Here is a 17888-nt window from a genome sequence, read left to right as displayed (position 1 = left end):
CGGGATCGTTGAAGAAATTCATCGACGACGCGGGAACTTCGCACTTGCGGGACCATTGATCTCTTCGGCCCGACAAACCGGGTCGGAGCGCCCGCATATGAAGATCGCCCAGGTCACCCCGCTGTACGAGGCCGTGCCGCCGAAACTGTACGGGGGCACAGAACGGGTGGTCGCCCATCTCACCGACGCCCTTGTCGATCTGGGCCATGAGGTGACCCTGTTCGCCAGCGCCGACGCCCGCACCAGGGCGCGGCTGGTGCCGGTTCGGGATCAGGCGATCCGGCTGGATCCCGCGCCGCTCAAGTCCGACCTGGCGGCGCATATGACCATGCTGGACATGGTGATGGAGCGGATCGAAGACTTCGATGTCGTCCATTTCCACACCGACATGATCCACTTCCCCATGTTCCGGCCCTGGGCGAACAAGACCCTGACCACCCTGCATGGCCGCCTCGACATGAAGGATCTGGCGGGCGTCTATCGCCGCTGGCCGGAGTACAACCTGGTGTCGATCTCCGACGACCAGCGCAAACCCCTGCCCTTCGCCAGCTGGAAGGCGACGGTCCATCACGGCATGCCGTCCGAATCCTACCGTTTCTCGCCGAAATCCGACGGCTATCTGGCCTTCCTCGGCCGTATCTCACCCGAGAAGCGCCCGGACCGGGCCATCGAGATCGCCATCAAGCTGGGGCGGCGGCTGAAAATCGCGGCCAAGGTCGATGCCGCCGATCGCGTCTACTACGAAGAGACCATCCGGCCGATGATCGAGGGCAATCCCCTGATCGAGTTCATCGGCGAGATCGGGGATCACCAGAAGTCGGACTTCCTCGGCGGCGCCGACGCCCTGCTGTTCCCCATCGACTGGCCCGAGCCGTTCGGCCTGGTGATGATCGAGGCCATGGCCTGCGGCACGCCGGTCGTCGCCTTCCGCTGCGGCTCCACCCCCGAGATCATCGAGGACGGGGCGACAGGCTATCTGGTCAACACCATGGAGCAGGCGATTGCGGCCGCAGACCGGGCGCCCTTGCTGGACCGGGAGGCGATCCGCGCCCGGTTCGAACTGCGTTTCTCGGCCACCGCCATGGCCCGGCGCTATCTGGACGTCTATGGCGATCTGCTGGCCCGCCGTCCATTCGCAGAGGCCGCCGTGCCTGAGACGATCACGCCACCGGGGCCTTTGGGAGAAGACCGGAGCTTCGCCTTCGCCCGATAACGACGGCCCAAGCTGAACCATAGGCCGGCTCACTCATTAGATCATGACGACGGCCGGCGACGGCTGCATTCGGGTGAGACGCTCGGGATCAATTCAACCGCGCGGAGGCTTTATGGACGACGGCTATTCGGTCCAGACGACGGCTGCTGAAACCGGCGAGACCGGGTCGCTCGACACGCTTCAGGCGCTGAAGGACGGGGACCTGTTTCTGGTGGCCGACGCCTGGGGGGATCTGAAGGGCGGGGCGGACGGCCTGTTCGACCACGACACCCGGATATTGTCGCGCTTCACCCTGACGGCGGGCGCCGCGCGGCCGTCGCGACTGAGTTCTGCGGTGTCACGCGACAACGTCTTCTTCACCGCCCACACCACCAACAGGCCGCTGCCGCCGATGGGCGGGCGCTCCGCCCCGGCGGGCGTGCTGCATCTCGAGCGCCGTCGCTATCTGTGGTCGGGGCGGATGTACGAGCGGATCAAGATCACCAATCACGGCATCGAGGAGGTGCTGCTTCCCCTGAGCCTCGAATTCGGCGCCGATTTCGCCGACATCTTCCAGGTGCGCGGAACGCTGCGGGACCAGCGCGGGGCGCTGCACGACCCGACCGTCGACGGCCGCCGGGTGCAGTTCGCCTATACCGGGCTGGACGGCGTCCGGCGGACCAGTTGCCTGTCCTTTTCCGAGCCGCCCGCGCGTCTGACCGGAAACCGCGCCGACTTCATGTTCAGCCTGCCGGCCGGACGACACGTCGACCTGTTCATAGAGTGCGGGGCGGACAGCTGCGAGGCGCCTGATCGGGCGCGCTGGCGTCGGAACGCCGTGGAGGCGCGGCTGGCCATGCGGCGCAGACGCCGTCGCGGCGCTTCTGTCCGGGGGACGCGCAATCCCCTGTTCAACCACTGGCTGGACCAGTCGCGCGCCGACATCGCCCTGTTGACGACAGACCTGCCGACCGGCCCCTATCCCTATGCCGGGACGCCGTGGTTCTCAACGCCGTTCGGACGGGACGGCATCATCTCGGCCTGGCAGATGCTGTGGCTGGACCCGTCACTGGCCAAGGGGGTCCTGACCTATCTGGCGGCGCGTCAGGCGACGGAGGTCTCGGCCTTCCGCGACAGCCAGCCCGGCAAGATCATGCACGAGACACGCGGCGGCGAGATGAGCGCCCTGCACGAGGTGCCGTTCGGCCTCTACTACGGCGGCGTCGACACCACCTGCCTGTTCGTCGCCCTTGCCGGCGCCTATACACGCAGAACCGGCGATCTGGACCTGATCCGGCGGCTGTGGCCCAACCTGATCGCGGCGGTCGAATGGATGCGCGACTATGGCGACAGCAATGGCGACGGGCTGATCGACTACCAGCGCGCCGCAGAGACCGGCCTGTCGAACCAGGGATGGAAGGATTCGGAAGACTCCATCTTCCACAAGGACGGCCGCTTCCCGAAGGGGCCCGTCGCCCTGCTGGAGGTTCAGGGTTACGCCTATGCCGCCTGGCAGGCGATGGGCGAACTGGGCGTGTTGCTCAGCGATTCCCGGGCCCAGGCCTGGGAGGATCGGGCCCACGAAATCCGTTTCCTCGTCGAGGACCGGTTCTGGATGGAGGACGAAGGCTTCTACGCCATCGCCCTGGACGGGGACGGCGCGCCCTGCGAGTCCATCGCCTCCAATGCCGGCCACCTGCTGTTCACCGGCCTGCCGACGGCCGCCCGGGCCGAGGCGGTGACGCGCCGCCTGCTGTCCAGCGAGTTCCGCAGCGGCTGGGGGCTGCGCACCCTCGCCACCGGTCAGGCCCGGTTCAATCCGATGAGCTACCACAATGGCTCGGTCTGGCCCCACGACACATCCCTGGGGGTCGCAGGCATGGCGGCCTACGGCGAGCGGGATGCTGCGGCCGTCATCCTTGGCGAGATCTACTCCGCCGCCAGCCATTTCCACATGCGCTTGCCCGAACTGTTCTGCGGCTTCGAGCGTCAGCCGGGCGAACCGCCGATCGCCTATCCGGTCGCCTGTCTGCCCCAGGCCTGGGCGGCGGGATCGGTGTTCCTGATGCTGCAGGCGGCGCTGGGCGTGACGGTGGATGCCCTGGCGAAGACCATCACCATCGACGCCCCCACACTGCCCGCCGGGGTCGAGCGTTTGTCGGTCACCCGTTTGCAGGTCGGCGAGGCGCGGGTCGATCTCGACTTCCGCCGCGTGGACGACCACGTCGTTGTCACGCCGCGCAACCGGTCCGGCGAGCTCAGGATCGTGACGACGCGATAAGCGCCTTGGCGAAGACGGTCGGAAGGCCGTTCAGGGCCTCGCCTTCCGGCAGCCAGATCCAGTCGCCGCCCTGCGCCGCTGCGGTCCCGTCGGCGGTCTGAACCGACAGCGTCAGGGAGAAGTGGGTGAAGACATGTTCGATCGCGCCTGCGTCCCGCCAGTCCGCGTCGACGGGCGGCGTCTCCCCCGGCGCCGCCGACCAGTCGGAGGTCGGCAGACCCAGCATCCCGCCGAGCAGACCCTTGTCCGGCCGCCGCACAAGGGCGACCCGGCCCCGGTCGTCGCGGAGAACCCAGACATGGCCCCGTCGATGCGGGCGGCCGGCCTTTTTCATCTTCAGCGGAAAGCGATCGGGCGACCCCGACTTCAGACCCTCGCAGGCGAAGGCGACGGGGCAACGGTCGCACAGCGGCGACTTCGGGCGACAGACGGTGGCGCCGAGATCCATCAGGGCCTGGGCCCAGTCTCCGGGTCGGTGATCTGTGATGAACATCGCAGCCCGCCGCTTCAGCTCCGGTCGGGCGGCGGGAAGCGGGATCTCGACCGCGAACAGCCGGGCCATGACCCGCTCGACATTGCCGTCCACGACATTGGCGGCGCGGGCAAAGGCGATGGAAGCGACGGCCGCCGCCGTATAGGCGCCGACGCCGGGCAGGCCCAGCAACCCCGCCTCCGTATCGGGGAAAACCCCGCCGTGGTCACGGACCACCGCCCGCGCCCCGGCCAGCATGTTGCGGGCGCGGGCGTAGTAGCCCAGTCCTGCCCAGGCGGCCATGACGTCCCCGTCCTCGGCCGCCGCCAGATCGCCGACCGTCGGCCACCGTGTGGTGAAGGCGGCGAAATAGGGGGCGGCATGGCCCGTCGTGGTCTGTTGCAGCATCACCTCGGACAACCAGACGCGGTAGGGGTCGGGCCGCCCATTCGCGCCCGGCGGCGACCGCCAGGGCAAGGTCCGCGCGTGGACGTCGTACCAGTCGAGCAGGGCGGCGCGGGCGTCAGCGGCGATCATCGGCCGTGGATAGACTGTCCCCGCCGGCCGAACCAGCCGTGCGACTGCGGCGTCAGTCCTGGATGAGGATTCCGGCGGCCCTGAGCTTCCAGATGAACTGGCGCGTGTTGATCACGGATTGCGCCTGGTACTCCCGCCAGAGCGGCAGACGGTCTTCGCTGATCTCGATTGCATATCCCGCCGTTTCGACCCGCAGCCGTCCGGAGCGAACGAGCGACTGAAGATGTCGGCGGACGGTTTCCTGCGGCATTTTCAGCCCGGAAGCGATGGCGGCTCCGCGCACCGGCCCCATCCGGGGTCGGCCCAGGGCATCAGAAGGGAAGGGGGCGCTGTCGAGCATCAGGTGCGCGCCCGTTTCGTGCTTCACGGCCAGCATGACATAGGCGCTCAACAGGCTCACGTCGGGAGCCATGGAAGTGACGTGAACGACGCTACGGAGCAGATGGGCGGTGAGCAGGCGTTGGGCGCCCCAGCCGAAATCCTCTGAGGGTCCGGCAAATCGCCAGCTCTCGTCGAGCCCGAACACGCCCAGACCCGCCAGTCCGCCTATGAATTCGCTCATCGACTTCAGAAGGGTCGCCGAAGCAGACCGCACCGGTTCGACCATAATGGCGTCAGAGCGGATGATCAGCCCCTCGTCCGTGGCGCGAACCAGTCCCCGCGCGACGAGGGCCTGCGCCTTGCCCCGGGCGGTCTCGCGCGGGATGCCCAGCGAACGGGCCAGGCTGCTGACGGCTGCAGGACGCCGCATCTCGTCGGTTACAGATCCGACGGCGACATGCTGCTGGCTAAGGTCAGGGCGCGCATCCAGATAGCTGGTGTTGGCGTTCGAGACGGCGGCCAGCAAGACGGCCGAGACCAGATCATCGACGATCATGACACGGGCGATGGTGAGGACGTCGAGAGTCAGCCGGGCGTTGAGCCAGGCGATCGAGGCGACATTTTCGCTTGTGCTCATCGGGTTCCGGTTGGGCAGTCGCGTAACGTCGAGCGTGAAGCGATCAGTGGACTTGGCGCACGGGGGTCGTGTTGCGATGCGCAAACAGGGCTTCGGCCGAGGGGGTCAGCGCCCAGCGATAGCTGCCCGGACCGAGGGGGCGGCACAGAAGGGGCGCGGGGCGCCGCGTCGCGGCCAGATCCAGATACCGCTGGAAACCGTCGAAGACCTCGTCCTGGATCGCCCGCGTCGCCTGCACCGGGCGGCCGGCCCGAGACGAGGCGATGTGGTCGGCCACGACCTGGCGGTGGGCCGATCCCCCACGGATGAGCAGGGCGTCGATGATCTCGGCAACGATGGGCTCGATTGCTCGCCTGCCAACGCCCGAACGCACTCCGGACTTGTACGCGGAATAGCTGAGAATTGTGGCCACGCGTCCGTCCCCCCGGACAGATTTGAAGTAATAATTAATACCTAACGAACCAGAAATCGTTCCGTCCAGAGAGGACCAGCCGAGAATGGGTCCGGTTACATTCCTTTACAGTCGGGCAAATAGCACCCCAACGGCTGCGTCGCGGAGCAAAACCGGCTAGGGTTGTTTTCATGGCGCGCCCTCTTCCCACAGAAGCCGAGACACGGGACATACTGGCCCGGAAACGCACCCGGGCAGCGCCTCGCCCCGCGCCGCCGGCCGGGCGGGCCCTGACCAAATTCGTGCGCGAACTGGATGATCGTTACGGACGCGGGGCCGGGGCGCTGGAGGCGCGGTGGCGGGAAATCGTCGGTGATCAGCTGGCCCGCGTGACGCGTCCGCAGAAGCTGACCAGGGGGCGTGGCGGCGCCGGCGGCACGCTGGAGCTGCGTGTGGCGGGGCCGGCGGCCCTGCTGGTGCAGCATCAGTCGGCGGATATTCTGGCGCGCGTGAACCTGTTCCTCGGCGCCGGATCGGTCGACCGACTCCGCATTGCCCAGGGGCCGGTGAAGCCCCTGGCGACGCCCGTCGCCGCACCGCCCCGGTCCGCCCGCCGCGCGCCGCCGCTGGACGCCGCCGCCGAGGCCGCCCTCTCCCGCTCCATCGAAGCCGCACCGGACGAGTTGAAGGCGGCGCTCGCCGCCCTTGGACGGGCTGTCCTGACACGGCGTTCCGAAGGCGAAGCCTGACGTCGGCAGACCATGGGTCGCATTGACAAAACTTCGCCTCACCCGTTCCCGAAAAGCACAGCCTGACCCGTCTGCGAGAGGACCGATCCATGCGTCATGACAATTTGGCCAACCGCAGGCTGGGCCGGATGAGTCGCCGGGCGGCGGTGACCGGCGCAGCGCTGTTGATGATGGCGGGGCTGGCGGCCTGCGACAACACGATGAAGCCGGCTGAGGGCGACATGGCGCTGGGGGCCCCCGAAGGCGCCCGGGTCACCGTGATCGAGTATGCGTCGATCACCTGCAGCCACTGCGCCGTCTGGCAGGCGGCGGTCTGGCCCGAGTTCAAGGCCCGATATGTCGACACCAACAAGGTCCGCTATATCTTCCGCGAGTTTCCGACCCAGCCGGTGGATGTGGCCACGGCCGGCTTTCTGGTCGCCCGCTGCGCCGGCCCGGACAGGTATTTCGAGGTCATCCACGAACTGATGGCGCGTCAGGCGGAATTGCTCGGCGGCGGCCCGCCGCGCACCCTGCTGCTGGATGTGGCGACAAGGGCCGGTTTGAGCGAGGCGCAGTTCCAGACCTGTCTGGCGGACGCCGGGGCCGTGGCCAGGGTGGACGCCCGGGTCCGCGCCGGACTGGCCGCCGGCGTGGACGGCACCCCGACCTTCTTCGTCAACGGCGAGAAGATTGTCGACAGCAGCCTGAAAGGTCTGTCAGAAAAGATCGACGCCGCCCTCGCGAAACCCTGACCCGGCGGCCCCGGGTCGCTCTGAATGGCCCGGAACTTGCCGCCCCCGACCCGGGCTGTATGAAAACGGGCCGGACCGAATTCCAAGCCTCAACCCGACGGACGCATTTCGATGACCCTGACCCGCAAGACGACCCGTTTCCTCGCCGGCGCTGCATCGGCGGTCGGTCTGATGGCCCTGGCTGCCTGCGGCGGCGGAGGCGGCGCCTCCGCCGAGGGCGATATGGCCATGGGCGCGCCCGAGGGCGCCAAGGTCACGGTGGTCGAATACGCCTCGCCCACCTGCGGCCACTGCGCCGCCTGGCAGAAGAACATCGGCCCGGCGTTCGAGGCCAAATATGTCGCCAACAACAAGATCCGCTTCGTGATGCGCGAACTGCCGACCCCGCCGGCCGACATCGCCACCGCCGGCGTGCTGCTGGCCCGCTGCGCCGGACCGGACCGCTATTTCGACGTCATCCACGAGCTGATGGCCAACCAGGGCGAGTGGATGTCCGGCGCCATCACGCCGCGCGCCTCCCTGGTCAAGACCGCCGGCTCGTTCGGCATCAACGAACAGGCCTTCACCGCCTGTATCACCGACGAAAAGGCGATCGCGGCCCTTGAGAAGCGGGTTCAGGCCGCCCAGGCGGCCGGGGTGACCGGCACCCCCTATTTCCTCGTCAATGGCACGGTCGTCCAGACGCCCGGCAGCAGCGAAGGCCCGTCCCTGGCCGACCTGTCGACGGCGATCGACGCCGAACTGGCGAAGTAGGCCATGCGCCTTGCCAGACTCCTTGCAGCCCTGGCCCTGGTCTTGGCGGCGTCGGTCGGGGTGACGTCAACGGCCCGCGCCGGCACGCCGCCGCCGGTCGGCGCCTCGGATCGTATTCTGGGCCAGGCCAATGCGCCGGTGACGGTGATCGAATACGCGTCGTTCGTCTGTCCGCATTGCGCCGACTGGCACAATCAGGTCCTGCCCGAGCTCAAGACCCGCTTCATCGACACCGGCAAGGTGCGGCTGGTGTTTCGCAACCTGCCCACCGACCCCGCCAATGAAGCCTTCGCTGCGGCGGCCATCGGACGCTGCGCCCTGCCGGAACGCTATTTCGATGTGACACGCTCGCTCTTTGCCGGACAGGCCGGCCTGTATGCGGGCGGCGCGGAGACCTGGTTCAACAACGCCGTGGCCGCCAGCGGCCGCAGCAAGGCCGAGATCGCCGCCTGTTTCCGCGACCCCGCGACGGAAGCCGCGCTGAACGCCGACATCCAGGGCGCGGTGGCGGCGGGCGTCGCCTCGACGCCGAGCTTCTTCGTCAACGGACGCGCCGTCACCGACCATTCCATGGCCGGTCTGGCCGCAGCCATCGCAGCGGCAGGCGGCGGGAACTGAACTCATGAACGCCTTTCGGTCCGGCTTTTCGAGCCTGATGCTTGTCCTGACGCTGGTGCTTTCGGCGGCGGGAGCAGGCCCCGCCCTGGCCCAGACCGCCCCACCGCGCGTCACGGCGGCAGACCATGTCATCGGACATCCCGACGCCCCGGTGACGGTGATCGAATACGGCTCCCTCGCCTGTCCCTATTGCGCCGAGTGGCAGATGGGCAGCTGGTACGCCTTCAAGGAGCGGTTCATCGACACCGGCCAGGTCCGGTTCGTCTTCCGGGAGGTCCTGACCGATCCGTCGGACATGGCGGCAACGGCGGCGGCCGTGGCCCGTTGTTCCGCCCCGGAGAACTATTTCGAGGTCATCCACGTCCTGTTCCGCTGGCAGGCGACGGCGCGGAATTTCGGGCCCGTCAGCGAATGGTACGACCGGGCGATCGCCATCTCGGGCCGACCCGAGGCGCAGGTCCGGGCCTGTGTGTCCGATCCGGCCACCCTGACGGCCATCGAGCGCGTCATGGCCGGCGGCGTGGCGGCCGGCGTCCGCAAGACCCCGACCTTCTTCGTCAACGGGGTGATCACAGAGGACACCAGCCTGGACGGACTGGCCGCCGCCATCGGCGCCGCCAATCGCTGATCCACATCTGATCGCGGCTCATGGCATGGCGGGAATCGCCAAGCCGTCGATTCGCCTCTAACCAGCACCTATGCAGTTCCAGCGGCTGAGGCTTGTCGGCTTCAAGTCCTTCGTCGATCCGGCGGAGGTCCAGATCGAACCCGGCCTGACCGGCGTCGTCGGCCCGAACGGCTGCGGCAAGTCCAATGTGCTCGAAGGCCTGCGCTGGGTCATGGGCGCCAACTCCGCCAAGGCCATGCGCGGTCAGGGCATGGACGACGTCATCTTCGCCGGAGCCACCGGCCGTCCGCCGCGCAATCACGCCGAGGTCCAGCTGACCATCGACAATGCGCAGCGCCGGGCGCCCCAGCCCTTCACCGACAGCGCCGTGCTCGAGGTCTCCCGCCGCATCGACCGGGGTCAGGGCTCGACCTACCGGATCAATGGCAAGGAGGTGCGCGCTCGCGACGTCCAGCTGCTGTTCGCCGACGCCTCGACCGGCGCCAACTCCCCGGCCCTGGTGCGGCAGGGGCAGATTTCGGAGCTGATCGCCGCCAAACCGCAGAACCGCCGCCGTATTCTGGAAGAGGCGGGCGGCGTGGCCGGTTTGCACACCCGCCGCCATGAGGCGGAGCTGCGGCTCAAGGCGGCCGAGGCGAACCTCGAACGCCTGGACGACATCGGCCGCGAGCTGGAGACCTCGCTCAACCGGCTGAGACGCGAGGCGCGTCAGGCCGAGAAGTACAAGAAGATCTCGGCCGAGATCCGGGCCCTGCAATCCGCCCTGTTGTTCGTGCGCTGGAACGACGCGCGGCTGGCGGCCGAGGCCGCAGGCGAGGAACTGCGCGAGGCCGAACGGGCCGCCGCAGAGGCCGCCGCCGCCGCCGCCCGCGCCGCCACGGCAGCGCTGGCGGCGCAGGAGGCATTGAAGCCGGCGCGCGAGGAGGATGCGGTCGCCGGGGCCCTGCTGCACCGCGCCAGTCTGGAACGCGACCGGCTGGACATGGCCGAGCAGCAGGCCCGGGCCGAGGTTGAACGCCTGAAGGCCGAGGTCGCCCGCATCGCCGCCGATCAGGATCGCGAGACGGCAATGGCGCGCGACGCCGCCGACGAACTGGAGCGGCTGACGGGCGAGCTGGAGGCCCTGGACGCCGAGATCGCCGCCGCCCCGGCGCGGGGCCCCGAACTGGACCAGGCCCTCGCCGCCGCCGAAGAGGCCCGCCGCGCGGCTGACGCCGAGGTCGAACGCATCGCCTCGTCCCTCGCCGCCATCGAGGCGCGGGCCAATGCCGAGACCGCAAGGAAGCGCGACGCCGAGGCGCGGGTGGCGCGGGCCACCGCCGGACTGGAGGCCGCCCGTCGAGAGCGGGATGCATTGGGTCCGCTGGAAACCCCTGAACTGGCCGGGGCGCGTGCGGCGCTGGAAATCGCCACCACCGAGCTGGCCGCAGCCGGCGCCGGCGTCGAGGCCGCCGAGGCCGAACGCGGCGACCGGGCCCGGGCAGAACAGGAGGCGCGCACCGCGGCCCGCGCCGCCGAGGACCGGCTGGGCCGGATGCAGACCGAGGCGCGGGGCCTGGCCTCCCTGCTGGTCTCGGCCCGGCGCGACCATCCACCCGCCCTGGACAAGGTCTCGGCCGACAAGGGCTATGAGGCGGCGCTGGCCGCAGCGCTCGGCGACGATCTGGATGCTGCGCTGGACGCGCGGGCGGCGGCCTACTGGGGCGGCGCCGAACCCCGCCCGCCGGTCTGGCCGGCCGAGGCCGAGCCGCTGTCAGACCACGTCCAGGCGCCCGATCAGTTGGCTGCACGCCTGGCCCAGTGCGGCGTCGCGCCGCGCGCCCAGGCGGCCGATCTGGCCCGCACCCTGCCCGTCGGCGCCCGGCTCGTCACGCCCGAGGGCGACCTCTATCGCTGGGACGGCTTCGTCAGCCGGGCCGAGGCGCCGCGTCCGGCCGCCGTCCGTCTGGCCCAGCGCACGCGGCTGGCCGAGCTGGAGGCCGGGATCGACGCCGGCAAGCCCGCGCTCGACGATGCGCAGGGCCGACTCAAGGCCGCCACCGAGGCCTTCCGCGCCACCGAGGAAACGGTGAAGGCCGCCCGCCTCAAGCCCTTCGCCGCCGACAAGGCCGTGACCGCCGCCCGTGACCGGGTCGAAAGCCTGGCCCGCGATCAGGCCCGACGCGAGGCCCGCGCCCAGGCTCTGGACGAAACCCTGACGCGCCAGTCCGCCGAGGTCGAGGCGGCCGGGGCGGCCCTGAGCGAAGCCCTGACGGTCGAGGCGTCGTCCGGGACTCTCGACGCCCTTCGCACCGAGCTGGCCGCCGTCCGCACCGCCGGCGATAAGGCCCGCATGGCATCCGCCGCAGCCCGCGCCGACCGCGACGCCGAGGCCCGGGAACGCTCCGGTCGTGAGGCCCGACGGGCGGGCGTGACCCGCGAACGCGACGGCTGGGCCGCCCGCGCGAAGGACAGCACGGCCCGCATCGGATCGCTGGACAGGGACGCCGGGCGCGCCGCCGCCCTGCTGGCCCAGGCGTCGGGCGCGCCCGAGGAACTGGCGGCGAAACGCAACGCCCTGCTGGACGCCCTGACCGTCGCCGAGACCCGCCGCAAGGCCGCGGCCGACGCCCTGTCGCTGGCCGATGCCGCCGCCGCCGAGGCCGACCGGGCCAGCCGCGCGGCCGAGGCCGCCGCCTCCCAGGCCCGCGAGGCCCGCGCCGGTCTGGTGGTCCGCGCCGAGGCCGCTGGCGAGCGGCTGGTCGAGGCCGAACAGAATTTGCGCGACGCGGCGCAGATGTCGCCCGAAGACCTGGGCCGGAAGCTGACAGACGACGCCGTGGCCCGTCCGCCGGACGCCGCCGGCGCCGAAAGCCTGCTGTTCGGGCTGGAGCGCGAGCGCGAGGCCCTGGGCGCCGTCAACCTGCGCGCCGAGGACGAGGCGGTCGAATACGGCGACCGGCTGAACACCATGCGGATCGAACGGTCCGACCTGACCGGCGCCATCGCCCGGTTGCGCGACGGCATTGACGAGTTGAACGCTGAGGGACGCGAACGTCTGGTGGCCGCCTTCGACGTCATCAACGCCAATTTCCAGAGCCTGTTCGAAGCCCTTTTCGGCGGCGGCCAGGCCGAGCTGAAACTGGTCGAGAGCGACGACCCCCTGGAGGCGGGGCTGGAGATCTACGCCTGCCCGCCCGGCAAACGGCTGGCGGTGATGAGCCTGATGTCGGGCGGCGAACAGGCCCTGACGGCGGCGGCCCTGATCTTTGGCGTCTTCCTGGCCAATCCCGCGCCCGTCTGCGTGCTGGACGAGGTCGATGCGCCGCTGGACGACGCCAATGTCGATCGCTTCTGCCGCATGCTGGACGAGATGCGGAAGCGGACGGACACCCGCTTCATCGTCATCACCCACAACCCGGTGACCATGAGCCGGATGGATCGCCTCTATGGCGTCACCATGCCCGAGCGCGGCGTCAGCCAGCTGGTCAGCGTCGATCTGAAACAGGCCGAGCAGATCGTCGCGGCCTGATCCGGGGATGACAGACGCCGCCTTGCGTCAGCCCGGAGTCGGACGGGGTTGAGGTTTTGTGCTACAGGAGCCATCTCCACTGCGTCTTCCGCCCATGCCGAGCTCTCCACCGCAATGTACGAAACCCCAGACGACCTCGACGCCGGGACCCTGATCCGGTCCAGCAATATCCGCATCCACACAAAGGATGACTTCGAGGGCATGCGTCTGGCCGGCCGGCTGGTGGCCGAGGCGCTGGACATGATCACGCCCTTCATCGTGCCCGGCGTCACGACCGAGGAAATCGACGATCGCATCCGCGACTATACGATCGAGCGCGGCGGCCTGCCCGCCTGTCTGGGCTACAAGGGGTATTCGAAGACCGTCTGCACCTCGATCAACCATGTCGTCTGCCACGGCATTCCGGGCGACCGGGTGCTGAAGGACGGCGACATCGTCAACATCGACCACACCGTCATCGTCGACGGCTGGCATGGGGATTCCAGCCGCATGTATGCGGTCGGCGCCATCAACGCCCGCGCCCGCAAACTGATCGACGTCACCTATGAATCGCTGCGCCTTGGTCTGGAGCAGGTGAAGCCCGGCAATACGTTCGGCGACATCGGCTACGCTATCCAGCGCTACGTCGAGGAAAACCGCATGAGCGTGGTGCGCGACTTCTGCGGTCACGGTATCGGCCGCATCTTCCACGACGCCCCCAACGTCCTGCACTACGGCCGTCGCGGCGAGGGCGCGAAACTGGAGCCGGGCATGTTCTTCACCGTCGAACCGATGGTCAATCTGGGCAAGCCGCATGTGAAGGTGCTGTCCGACGGCTGGACCGCGGTGACGCGCGACAAGTCCCTGTCGGCCCAGTGCGAACACAGCATCGGGGTGACGGAGGACGGTCTGGAGATCTTCACCGCCAGCCCCGCCGGCCTGTTCCGCCCGAACTGACACCATGATCGCCTTTGGGGGCCTGATCGCCGCCTTGCTGGCCACGGCGCCGCAGACACAACCCCACGCCTTCGTCATCACCGGCGCCGGCCGGTTCGCCCAGGCGGCGGACACGGCCTCGATCATGCGCGACGGCGATACGGCGCGCATGCGGGTGCTGCAGGTGGCGGACAAGGACTTTCACGTCGGCGGCACAGCCTACTGGGGCGGCTGGTCGTGGTGGAGTTTCGACTGCGCGGCCCGCACGGCTGACCGGCTGGACTTCGCCTCGGTGCGCGAGGGCGGCGTCGAGGGCCCGGCGACGGCCGACGACCAGCCCGCCTTCCCCATCGTGAGCGGCGGCGACGCCGAGGAACTGGCGGCTGTGGCCTGCGCAGTCGAGCGGCGCGCTGTGGAGGCCGTCACCGTCGAGGACGCCGTCAGACTGGGGCGGGCGGCGATCGGGGACTGAGGTCGTCCTCCGCGCCCGGACGGCCGAACTCCAGGCGGTCCCTCGGCAGGGCCTCGGGGCATTCGTCGCGCATGAAGGCCATCATCTTCTCGCGAATTTCGCATCTCAGGTCGAAGGCGACCGGCGCCGAGCGGGCGCTGGCCAGACAGCGGACCTGAAGCACCCGTTCGGTGATGTCGGTGACCTGCAACACCTGGACGTCGCCGTCCCATAGACTGGACGCCCGTACGATCCGCTCGAACGCCTCGCGCAGCCGGTCGATGGGCGCCTCATAGTCGACGTAGAACATCGCCGTCCCGATCAGCCGGGCGCTCTCCCGCGTCCAGTTCTGGAAGGGCTTGGTGATGAAATAGCTGAGCGGCAGCACCATCCGGCGCCAGTCCCACAGCCGCACCACGACATAGGTGGAGGTGATCTCCTCGACATTGCCCCACTCCCCTTCCACGATCACCGCGTCATCGATGCGGATGGGCTGGGCCATGGCGATCTGGATGCCGGCCACCAGATTGGTCAGCACCGGCTGCAGCGCCAGACCGGCGATGATGCCGACCACGCCGGCCGAGGCCAGCAGGCTGACGCCCCACTGTCGGAAGCCCGACAGGGTCATGAGGGCCAGCCCCAGGGTCACGATCACCAGAATGACCCGCGCCACCCGTTGCAGGATGCGGGTCTGGGTCAGGTGTTTGCGGGCGGCCAGGTTGTCCTCGACCGCCACGTTGAATTTCTTCAGGTGGACCGCCGTCCACATGTCGAGAACCCCGGCCGCCAGCCAGCCGAGGGCGAGAATGCCGACGAAGACCAGCACCGAACGGATCCGGGCGGACGGCTCCGGATCCATCGGCGAGACCGTCACCCCGATGCCTATGCCGACCAAGATGATCAGGACGCGCAGCTTCTGCCGCGCCCGCTCGACCACCCCCCGCCAGAAGACGTCGCGCGACTTCACGATCCGGCGAAGGATGGCGAAGGCGATGCCGTGCACCAGCCAGCCTCCGCCGACGAACACCATCAGCACGATGGCGATCACGGCCCATTCGGGCAGCCAGGCGAACTCGCGCCACAGGGCCGCAATGCGTCGGGTCAGATCCTGTATTTCGGGGGGCATGGGAAGCGTAACGCGCAAGACGCGAGGCGGTTGTCTCCTCCCCGCTCGCCGCTTGGCGAATGGGGAGGTGGCGCGGCGCGCTTGCGCCGTGACGGAGGGGTTTTTTGCTCGGAAAACGCCGAGGCCGCTTCAAGACCCCCTCCACCACTTCGTGGTCCCCCTCCCCATCGCAAGAGCGATAGGGAGGAAAAGGGTCAGCCCGCCGTCGCCTCCGCCAGGTCGGCCAGACGCCCGGCCGCATCGGGAATGGCGACGGTGCGGGCCGCCGCGCTCATGGCCGCCAGCCGCGCCGGATCGGACAGGACGTTGGACAGGGCGGCGGTCATCCTTTCCACGGTCACATCGTCCTCCAGGATCACCTCGGCCGCATCCACATCGGTCAGCGCCATGGCGTTGAACCGCTGGTGGTCGTCGGTGGCGATCTTCAGCGGGATCAGGATCGACGGCAGGGCCGCCACCGCCAGCTCGGCGCAGGTCGAGGCGCCCGCCCGGCCGACGACCAGATGGGCCGCCGACAGACGCGCCGCCATGTCACGGAAGAAGGGCGCGACCTCGGCCTCGATCCCGGCGTCCAGATAGATCTGGCGCGCGGCCTCCATCGCCTCGGGCCGCGACTGCTGCTGGACCTTCAGGCGGCGCTTCAGCGGCTCGGGCAGGGCCGCCAGCGCCCGGGGCGTGGTCTCCGACAGGATGCGCGCGCCCTGACTGCCGCCGGTCACCAGAACATGGATCGGGCCGTCCGCTGCGGGGGCGACCCAGGGCCGGTCGAACAGGGCGCGGATCTCGGCCCGCACCGGACTGCCGACCAGATGGGCCTGCAGCCCTGCCGGCGCTCGGACGAGGGTCGGAAAGGACGAGGCGACGGCCTTCACCCGCCCGGCCAGCATCCGGTTGGTACGGCCCAGCACCGCATTCTGTTCGTGGATCAGGGTCGCCCGCCCCTGGCTCAGGCCCGCGACCAGGGCCGGGGCTGACGGATAGCCGCCGAAGCCGACCACGACCGAGGGGTTCAACCGCCTGAAGGCCGACCGGGCCTGCGACACGCCCTTGAGGATGGCCACTCCCGCCTTCAGCAGGGCGACAGGACCGGAGCCGGTAGCCGCGTCCAGATAGAGCTTCTCCTCGGCCGGAAAATTAGCCGCATACTGTTCGCCGCGCCGGTCCGTCGCCAGCACCACGCGCCAGCCGCGTTCGGCCATCTCCCGCGCCAGGGCCTCGGCGGGGAACATATGGCCGCCGGTGCCCCCGGCGGCGACGACACAGACTCTGGAGTTCATTCTCGGTCTTTGGCTGGAGCTTGTCAGTGGGTGAAGAGTGCTGGTGAGTCGTGAGTAGTGAGTGCGTCGCCGACATCAGCGTCCACTCACGCCTCACTAGCACTCTTCACCCCTCACGACAGGATGCGGCGTCCCTGACCCAGGGCGGCGCCCGGTTCATAGGCGCCCGGACGGCGCCGGGTCAGGGCCAGGGCGAACCCCATGGTCAGGCCCATGGCCAGCATCGAGGACCCGCCATAGCTGATGAAGGGCAGGGTCATCCCCTTGGTCGGGATCAGGTTCAGGTTCACCGCGACGTTGATACAGGCCTGCAGCCCGATCAGGGTGAACAGGCCCGCCGCCGCCGTCTGCTCGAACGGGTCGTTCAGCTTCATCGCCCGACGCAGGCCGCGTATCAGGATGAAGGCGTAGAGGCCGATCAGGGTCAGGCTCAGCATCAGGCCGAACTCCTCGGCCCCCACCGAATAGATGAAGTCGGTGTGCAGGTCGGGCACATGGCGCTTCATCACCCCCTCGCCCACGCCCCGCCCGACCAGACCGCCCGCGCGAATGGCCTCGGACGCCCGGTCGATCTGGTGGGTGTCGGTGGCCTCCGGATTGGTGAACCTGCTCAGCCGGTCGCGCATATGGCCGAAGGTGAAATAGAGCGAGACCAGTCCGCCGGCGCCCGCCGTCGCAATCACCGCCATCCATTTCCACGGCACGCCGGCCATGAAGAACACGGCCATGAAGGTGGCCGTGATCAACAGGGTCTGGCCGATATCCGGCTGGATCAGCAGCAGGCCGACCACCAGGGCCCAGAAGCCGAAGGCGATCGAGACGCCCGGCACCCCCTCCCCCTTCTGGCCCTCGGAGAACATCCAGGCGGCGAAGACGATCAGGCTGGGCTTGACGAATTCGGACGGCTGCAGGCTGAACGGGCCGAGATTGACCCACCGGGCCGCGCCCTTGACCTCATTGCCGATGAAGGGGAGCGTGGCCATCACCACAATACCGCCCAGCAGGCCCAGGACCGCGATGCGACGCACGCCCCGGGGCGACATCAGCGAGGTCAGGAACATCAGCGTCACCCCGCCCGTGGCCCAGACCAGCATGCGCCAGGAATAGTGGAACGGATCGGTGATCGATTCATCGGCCAGGATGGCGGCCGGGCTGGAGGCGAAGCTGAGCGCCACCCCCGTCGCCATCAGGCCGAGCGCAGCGGTCAGCAGTCCGCGATCCACGGTCCAGAACCACTGGGCGATCACGCCCGGGTCGTTGCGGGAAAAGGGGCGGCTGTAGGTCTGGCTCATCGG

16 protein-coding genes are annotated in these 17888 nt (G+C 69.2%); 10 read left to right on the top strand and 6 right to left on the bottom strand.

Annotation, left to right across the window (positions count from 1 at the left end):
• The first annotated feature begins 97 nt into the window (after positions 1 to 97).
• A complete protein-coding gene (locus tag ACW17W_RS05115; RefSeq protein ID WP_492079659.1) occupies positions 98 to 1213 on the top strand; it encodes a glycosyltransferase family 4 protein in 1116 nt (371 codons plus the stop codon).
• A 112-nt stretch (positions 1214 to 1325) separates the two neighbouring features.
• A complete protein-coding gene (locus ACW17W_RS05110) occupies positions 1326 to 3473 on the top strand; it encodes an amylo-alpha-1,6-glucosidase (RefSeq protein ID WP_492079658.1) in 2148 nt (715 codons plus the stop codon).
• On the opposite strand, the gene ACW17W_RS05105 is transcribed toward ACW17W_RS05110, so the two are convergent.
• Genes ACW17W_RS05105 through ACW17W_RS05095 form a run of 3 tightly spaced genes read right to left on the bottom strand, consistent with a single transcriptional unit; the run spans position 3451 to position 5852 of the window.
• Positions 3451 to 4482 (bottom strand): A/G-specific adenine glycosylase, encoded by a 1032-nt coding sequence (locus ACW17W_RS05105; protein WP_492079657.1) that lies wholly within the window; start codon positions 4480 to 4482, stop codon positions 3451 to 3453. The genes ACW17W_RS05110 and ACW17W_RS05105 overlap by 23 nt on opposite strands.
• A 52-nt stretch (positions 4483 to 4534) precedes the next feature.
• Positions 4535 to 5440 carry a hypothetical protein gene (locus tag ACW17W_RS05100; protein WP_492079656.1) on the bottom strand — a complete coding sequence of 302 codons (906 nt, stop codon included), beginning with the start codon at positions 5438 to 5440 and terminating at the stop codon, positions 4535 to 4537.
• Positions 5441 to 5483: 43 nt separating this feature from the next.
• Positions 5484 to 5852, bottom strand: coding sequence for a hypothetical protein (locus ACW17W_RS05095; protein WP_492079655.1), 369 nt, complete (start codon positions 5850 to 5852; stop codon positions 5484 to 5486).
• A gap of 170 nt (positions 5853 to 6022) precedes the next feature.
• Here ACW17W_RS05095 and ACW17W_RS05090 point away from each other — a divergent pair, with 170 nt between their 5' ends.
• From ACW17W_RS05090 to ACW17W_RS05055, 8 genes are all read left to right on the top strand, one after another.
• Positions 6023 to 6580 carry a DUF721 domain-containing protein gene (locus ACW17W_RS05090; protein ID WP_492079654.1) on the top strand — a complete coding sequence of 186 codons (558 nt, stop codon included), beginning with the start codon at positions 6023 to 6025 and terminating at the stop codon, positions 6578 to 6580.
• A gap of 89 nt (positions 6581 to 6669) precedes the next feature.
• Positions 6670 to 7314, top strand: a complete 645-nt coding sequence (locus ACW17W_RS05085) for a DsbA family protein (protein WP_492079653.1) — start codon at positions 6670 to 6672, stop codon at positions 7312 to 7314.
• Between the two features lie 111 nt (positions 7315 to 7425).
• Positions 7426 to 8067: a thioredoxin domain-containing protein gene (locus ACW17W_RS05080; RefSeq protein WP_492079652.1), complete on the top strand. Its 642-nt coding sequence runs from the start codon at positions 7426 to 7428 to the stop codon at positions 8065 to 8067.
• Between the two features lie 3 nt (positions 8068 to 8070).
• The gene (locus ACW17W_RS05075) at positions 8071 to 8685 is read left to right on the top strand and encodes a thioredoxin domain-containing protein (RefSeq protein WP_492079651.1); all 615 of its coding nucleotides are present in this window, start codon (positions 8071 to 8073) and stop codon (positions 8683 to 8685) included.
• Positions 8686 to 8689: 4 nt separating this feature from the next.
• On the top strand, positions 8690 to 9313 hold the full coding sequence (locus ACW17W_RS05070) for a thioredoxin domain-containing protein (protein WP_492079650.1): 624 nt from the start codon (positions 8690 to 8692) through the stop codon (positions 9311 to 9313).
• Between the two features lie 70 nt (positions 9314 to 9383).
• Complete coding sequence (locus ACW17W_RS05065) at positions 9384 to 12824, top strand: AAA family ATPase (protein ID WP_492079649.1); 3441 nt, start codon at positions 9384 to 9386, stop codon at positions 12822 to 12824.
• Positions 12825 to 12938: 114 nt separating this feature from the next.
• A complete protein-coding gene (gene map, locus ACW17W_RS05060) occupies positions 12939 to 13760 on the top strand; it encodes a type I methionyl aminopeptidase (RefSeq protein ID WP_492079648.1) in 822 nt (273 codons plus the stop codon).
• Between the two features lie 4 nt (positions 13761 to 13764).
• Positions 13765 to 14211 carry a surface-adhesin E family protein gene (locus tag ACW17W_RS05055; RefSeq protein WP_492079647.1) on the top strand — a complete coding sequence of 149 codons (447 nt, stop codon included), beginning with the start codon at positions 13765 to 13767 and terminating at the stop codon, positions 14209 to 14211.
• Here the strand turns inward: ACW17W_RS05055 and ACW17W_RS05050 are convergent.
• From ACW17W_RS05050 to ACW17W_RS05040, 3 genes are all read right to left on the bottom strand, one after another.
• Entirely contained in the window at positions 14180 to 15316 is a 1137-nt protein-coding gene (locus ACW17W_RS05050) for a mechanosensitive ion channel family protein (protein ID WP_492079646.1), read from the bottom strand. The genes ACW17W_RS05055 and ACW17W_RS05050 overlap by 32 nt on opposite strands.
• Before the next feature lie 194 nt (positions 15317 to 15510).
• Positions 15511 to 16593: an undecaprenyldiphospho-muramoylpentapeptide beta-N-acetylglucosaminyltransferase gene (murG, locus tag ACW17W_RS05045; RefSeq protein ID WP_492079645.1), complete on the bottom strand. Its 1083-nt coding sequence runs from the start codon at positions 16591 to 16593 to the stop codon at positions 15511 to 15513.
• 113 nt (positions 16594 to 16706) lie between these two features.
• Complete coding sequence (locus tag ACW17W_RS05040; RefSeq protein ID WP_492079644.1) at positions 16707 to 17885, bottom strand: FtsW/RodA/SpoVE family cell cycle protein; 1179 nt, start codon at positions 17883 to 17885, stop codon at positions 16707 to 16709.
• Between the last annotated feature and the right edge of the window lie 3 nt (positions 17886 to 17888).

The sequence above is a fragment of the Brevundimonas sp. FV1ye29L genome (assembly GCF_058681095.1).
Note: the sequence above shows the minus strand (reverse complement) of the source record. Positions and strands in the feature narration are given on the sequence as shown.

Excerpts from the sequence above, each read along its gene's own strand:
- ACW17W_RS05115 (WP_492079659.1), top strand. The coding sequence starts at position 98 with ATGAAGATCGCCCAGGTCACCCCGCTGTACGAGGCCGTGCCGCCGAAA.
- ACW17W_RS05110 (WP_492079658.1), top strand. The coding sequence starts at position 1,326 with ATGGACGACGGCTATTCGGTCCAGACGACGGCTGCTGAAACCGGCGAG.
- ACW17W_RS05105 (WP_492079657.1), bottom strand. The coding sequence starts at position 4,482 with ATGATCGCCGCTGACGCCCGCGCCGCCCTGCTCGACTGGTACGACGTC.
- ACW17W_RS05100 (WP_492079656.1), bottom strand. The coding sequence starts at position 5,440 with ATGAGCACAAGCGAAAATGTCGCCTCGATCGCCTGGCTCAACGCCCGG.
- ACW17W_RS05090 (WP_492079654.1), top strand. The coding sequence starts at position 6,023 with ATGGCGCGCCCTCTTCCCACAGAAGCCGAGACACGGGACATACTGGCC.
- ACW17W_RS05085 (WP_492079653.1), top strand. The coding sequence starts at position 6,670 with ATGCGTCATGACAATTTGGCCAACCGCAGGCTGGGCCGGATGAGTCGC.
- ACW17W_RS05080 (WP_492079652.1), top strand. The coding sequence starts at position 7,426 with ATGACCCTGACCCGCAAGACGACCCGTTTCCTCGCCGGCGCTGCATCG.
- ACW17W_RS05075 (WP_492079651.1), top strand. The coding sequence starts at position 8,071 with ATGCGCCTTGCCAGACTCCTTGCAGCCCTGGCCCTGGTCTTGGCGGCG.
- ACW17W_RS05070 (WP_492079650.1), top strand. The coding sequence starts at position 8,690 with ATGAACGCCTTTCGGTCCGGCTTTTCGAGCCTGATGCTTGTCCTGACG.
- ACW17W_RS05065 (WP_492079649.1), top strand. The coding sequence starts at position 9,384 with ATGCAGTTCCAGCGGCTGAGGCTTGTCGGCTTCAAGTCCTTCGTCGAT.
- map (WP_492079648.1), top strand. The coding sequence starts at position 12,939 with ATGTACGAAACCCCAGACGACCTCGACGCCGGGACCCTGATCCGGTCC.
- ACW17W_RS05055 (WP_492079647.1), top strand. The coding sequence starts at position 13,765 with ATGATCGCCTTTGGGGGCCTGATCGCCGCCTTGCTGGCCACGGCGCCG.
- ACW17W_RS05050 (WP_492079646.1), bottom strand. The coding sequence starts at position 15,316 with ATGCCCCCCGAAATACAGGATCTGACCCGACGCATTGCGGCCCTGTGG.
- murG (WP_492079645.1), bottom strand. The coding sequence starts at position 16,593 with ATGAACTCCAGAGTCTGTGTCGTCGCCGCCGGGGGCACCGGCGGCCAT.
- ACW17W_RS05040 (WP_492079644.1), bottom strand. The coding sequence starts at position 17,885 with ATGAGCCAGACCTACAGCCGCCCCTTTTCCCGCAACGACCCGGGCGTG.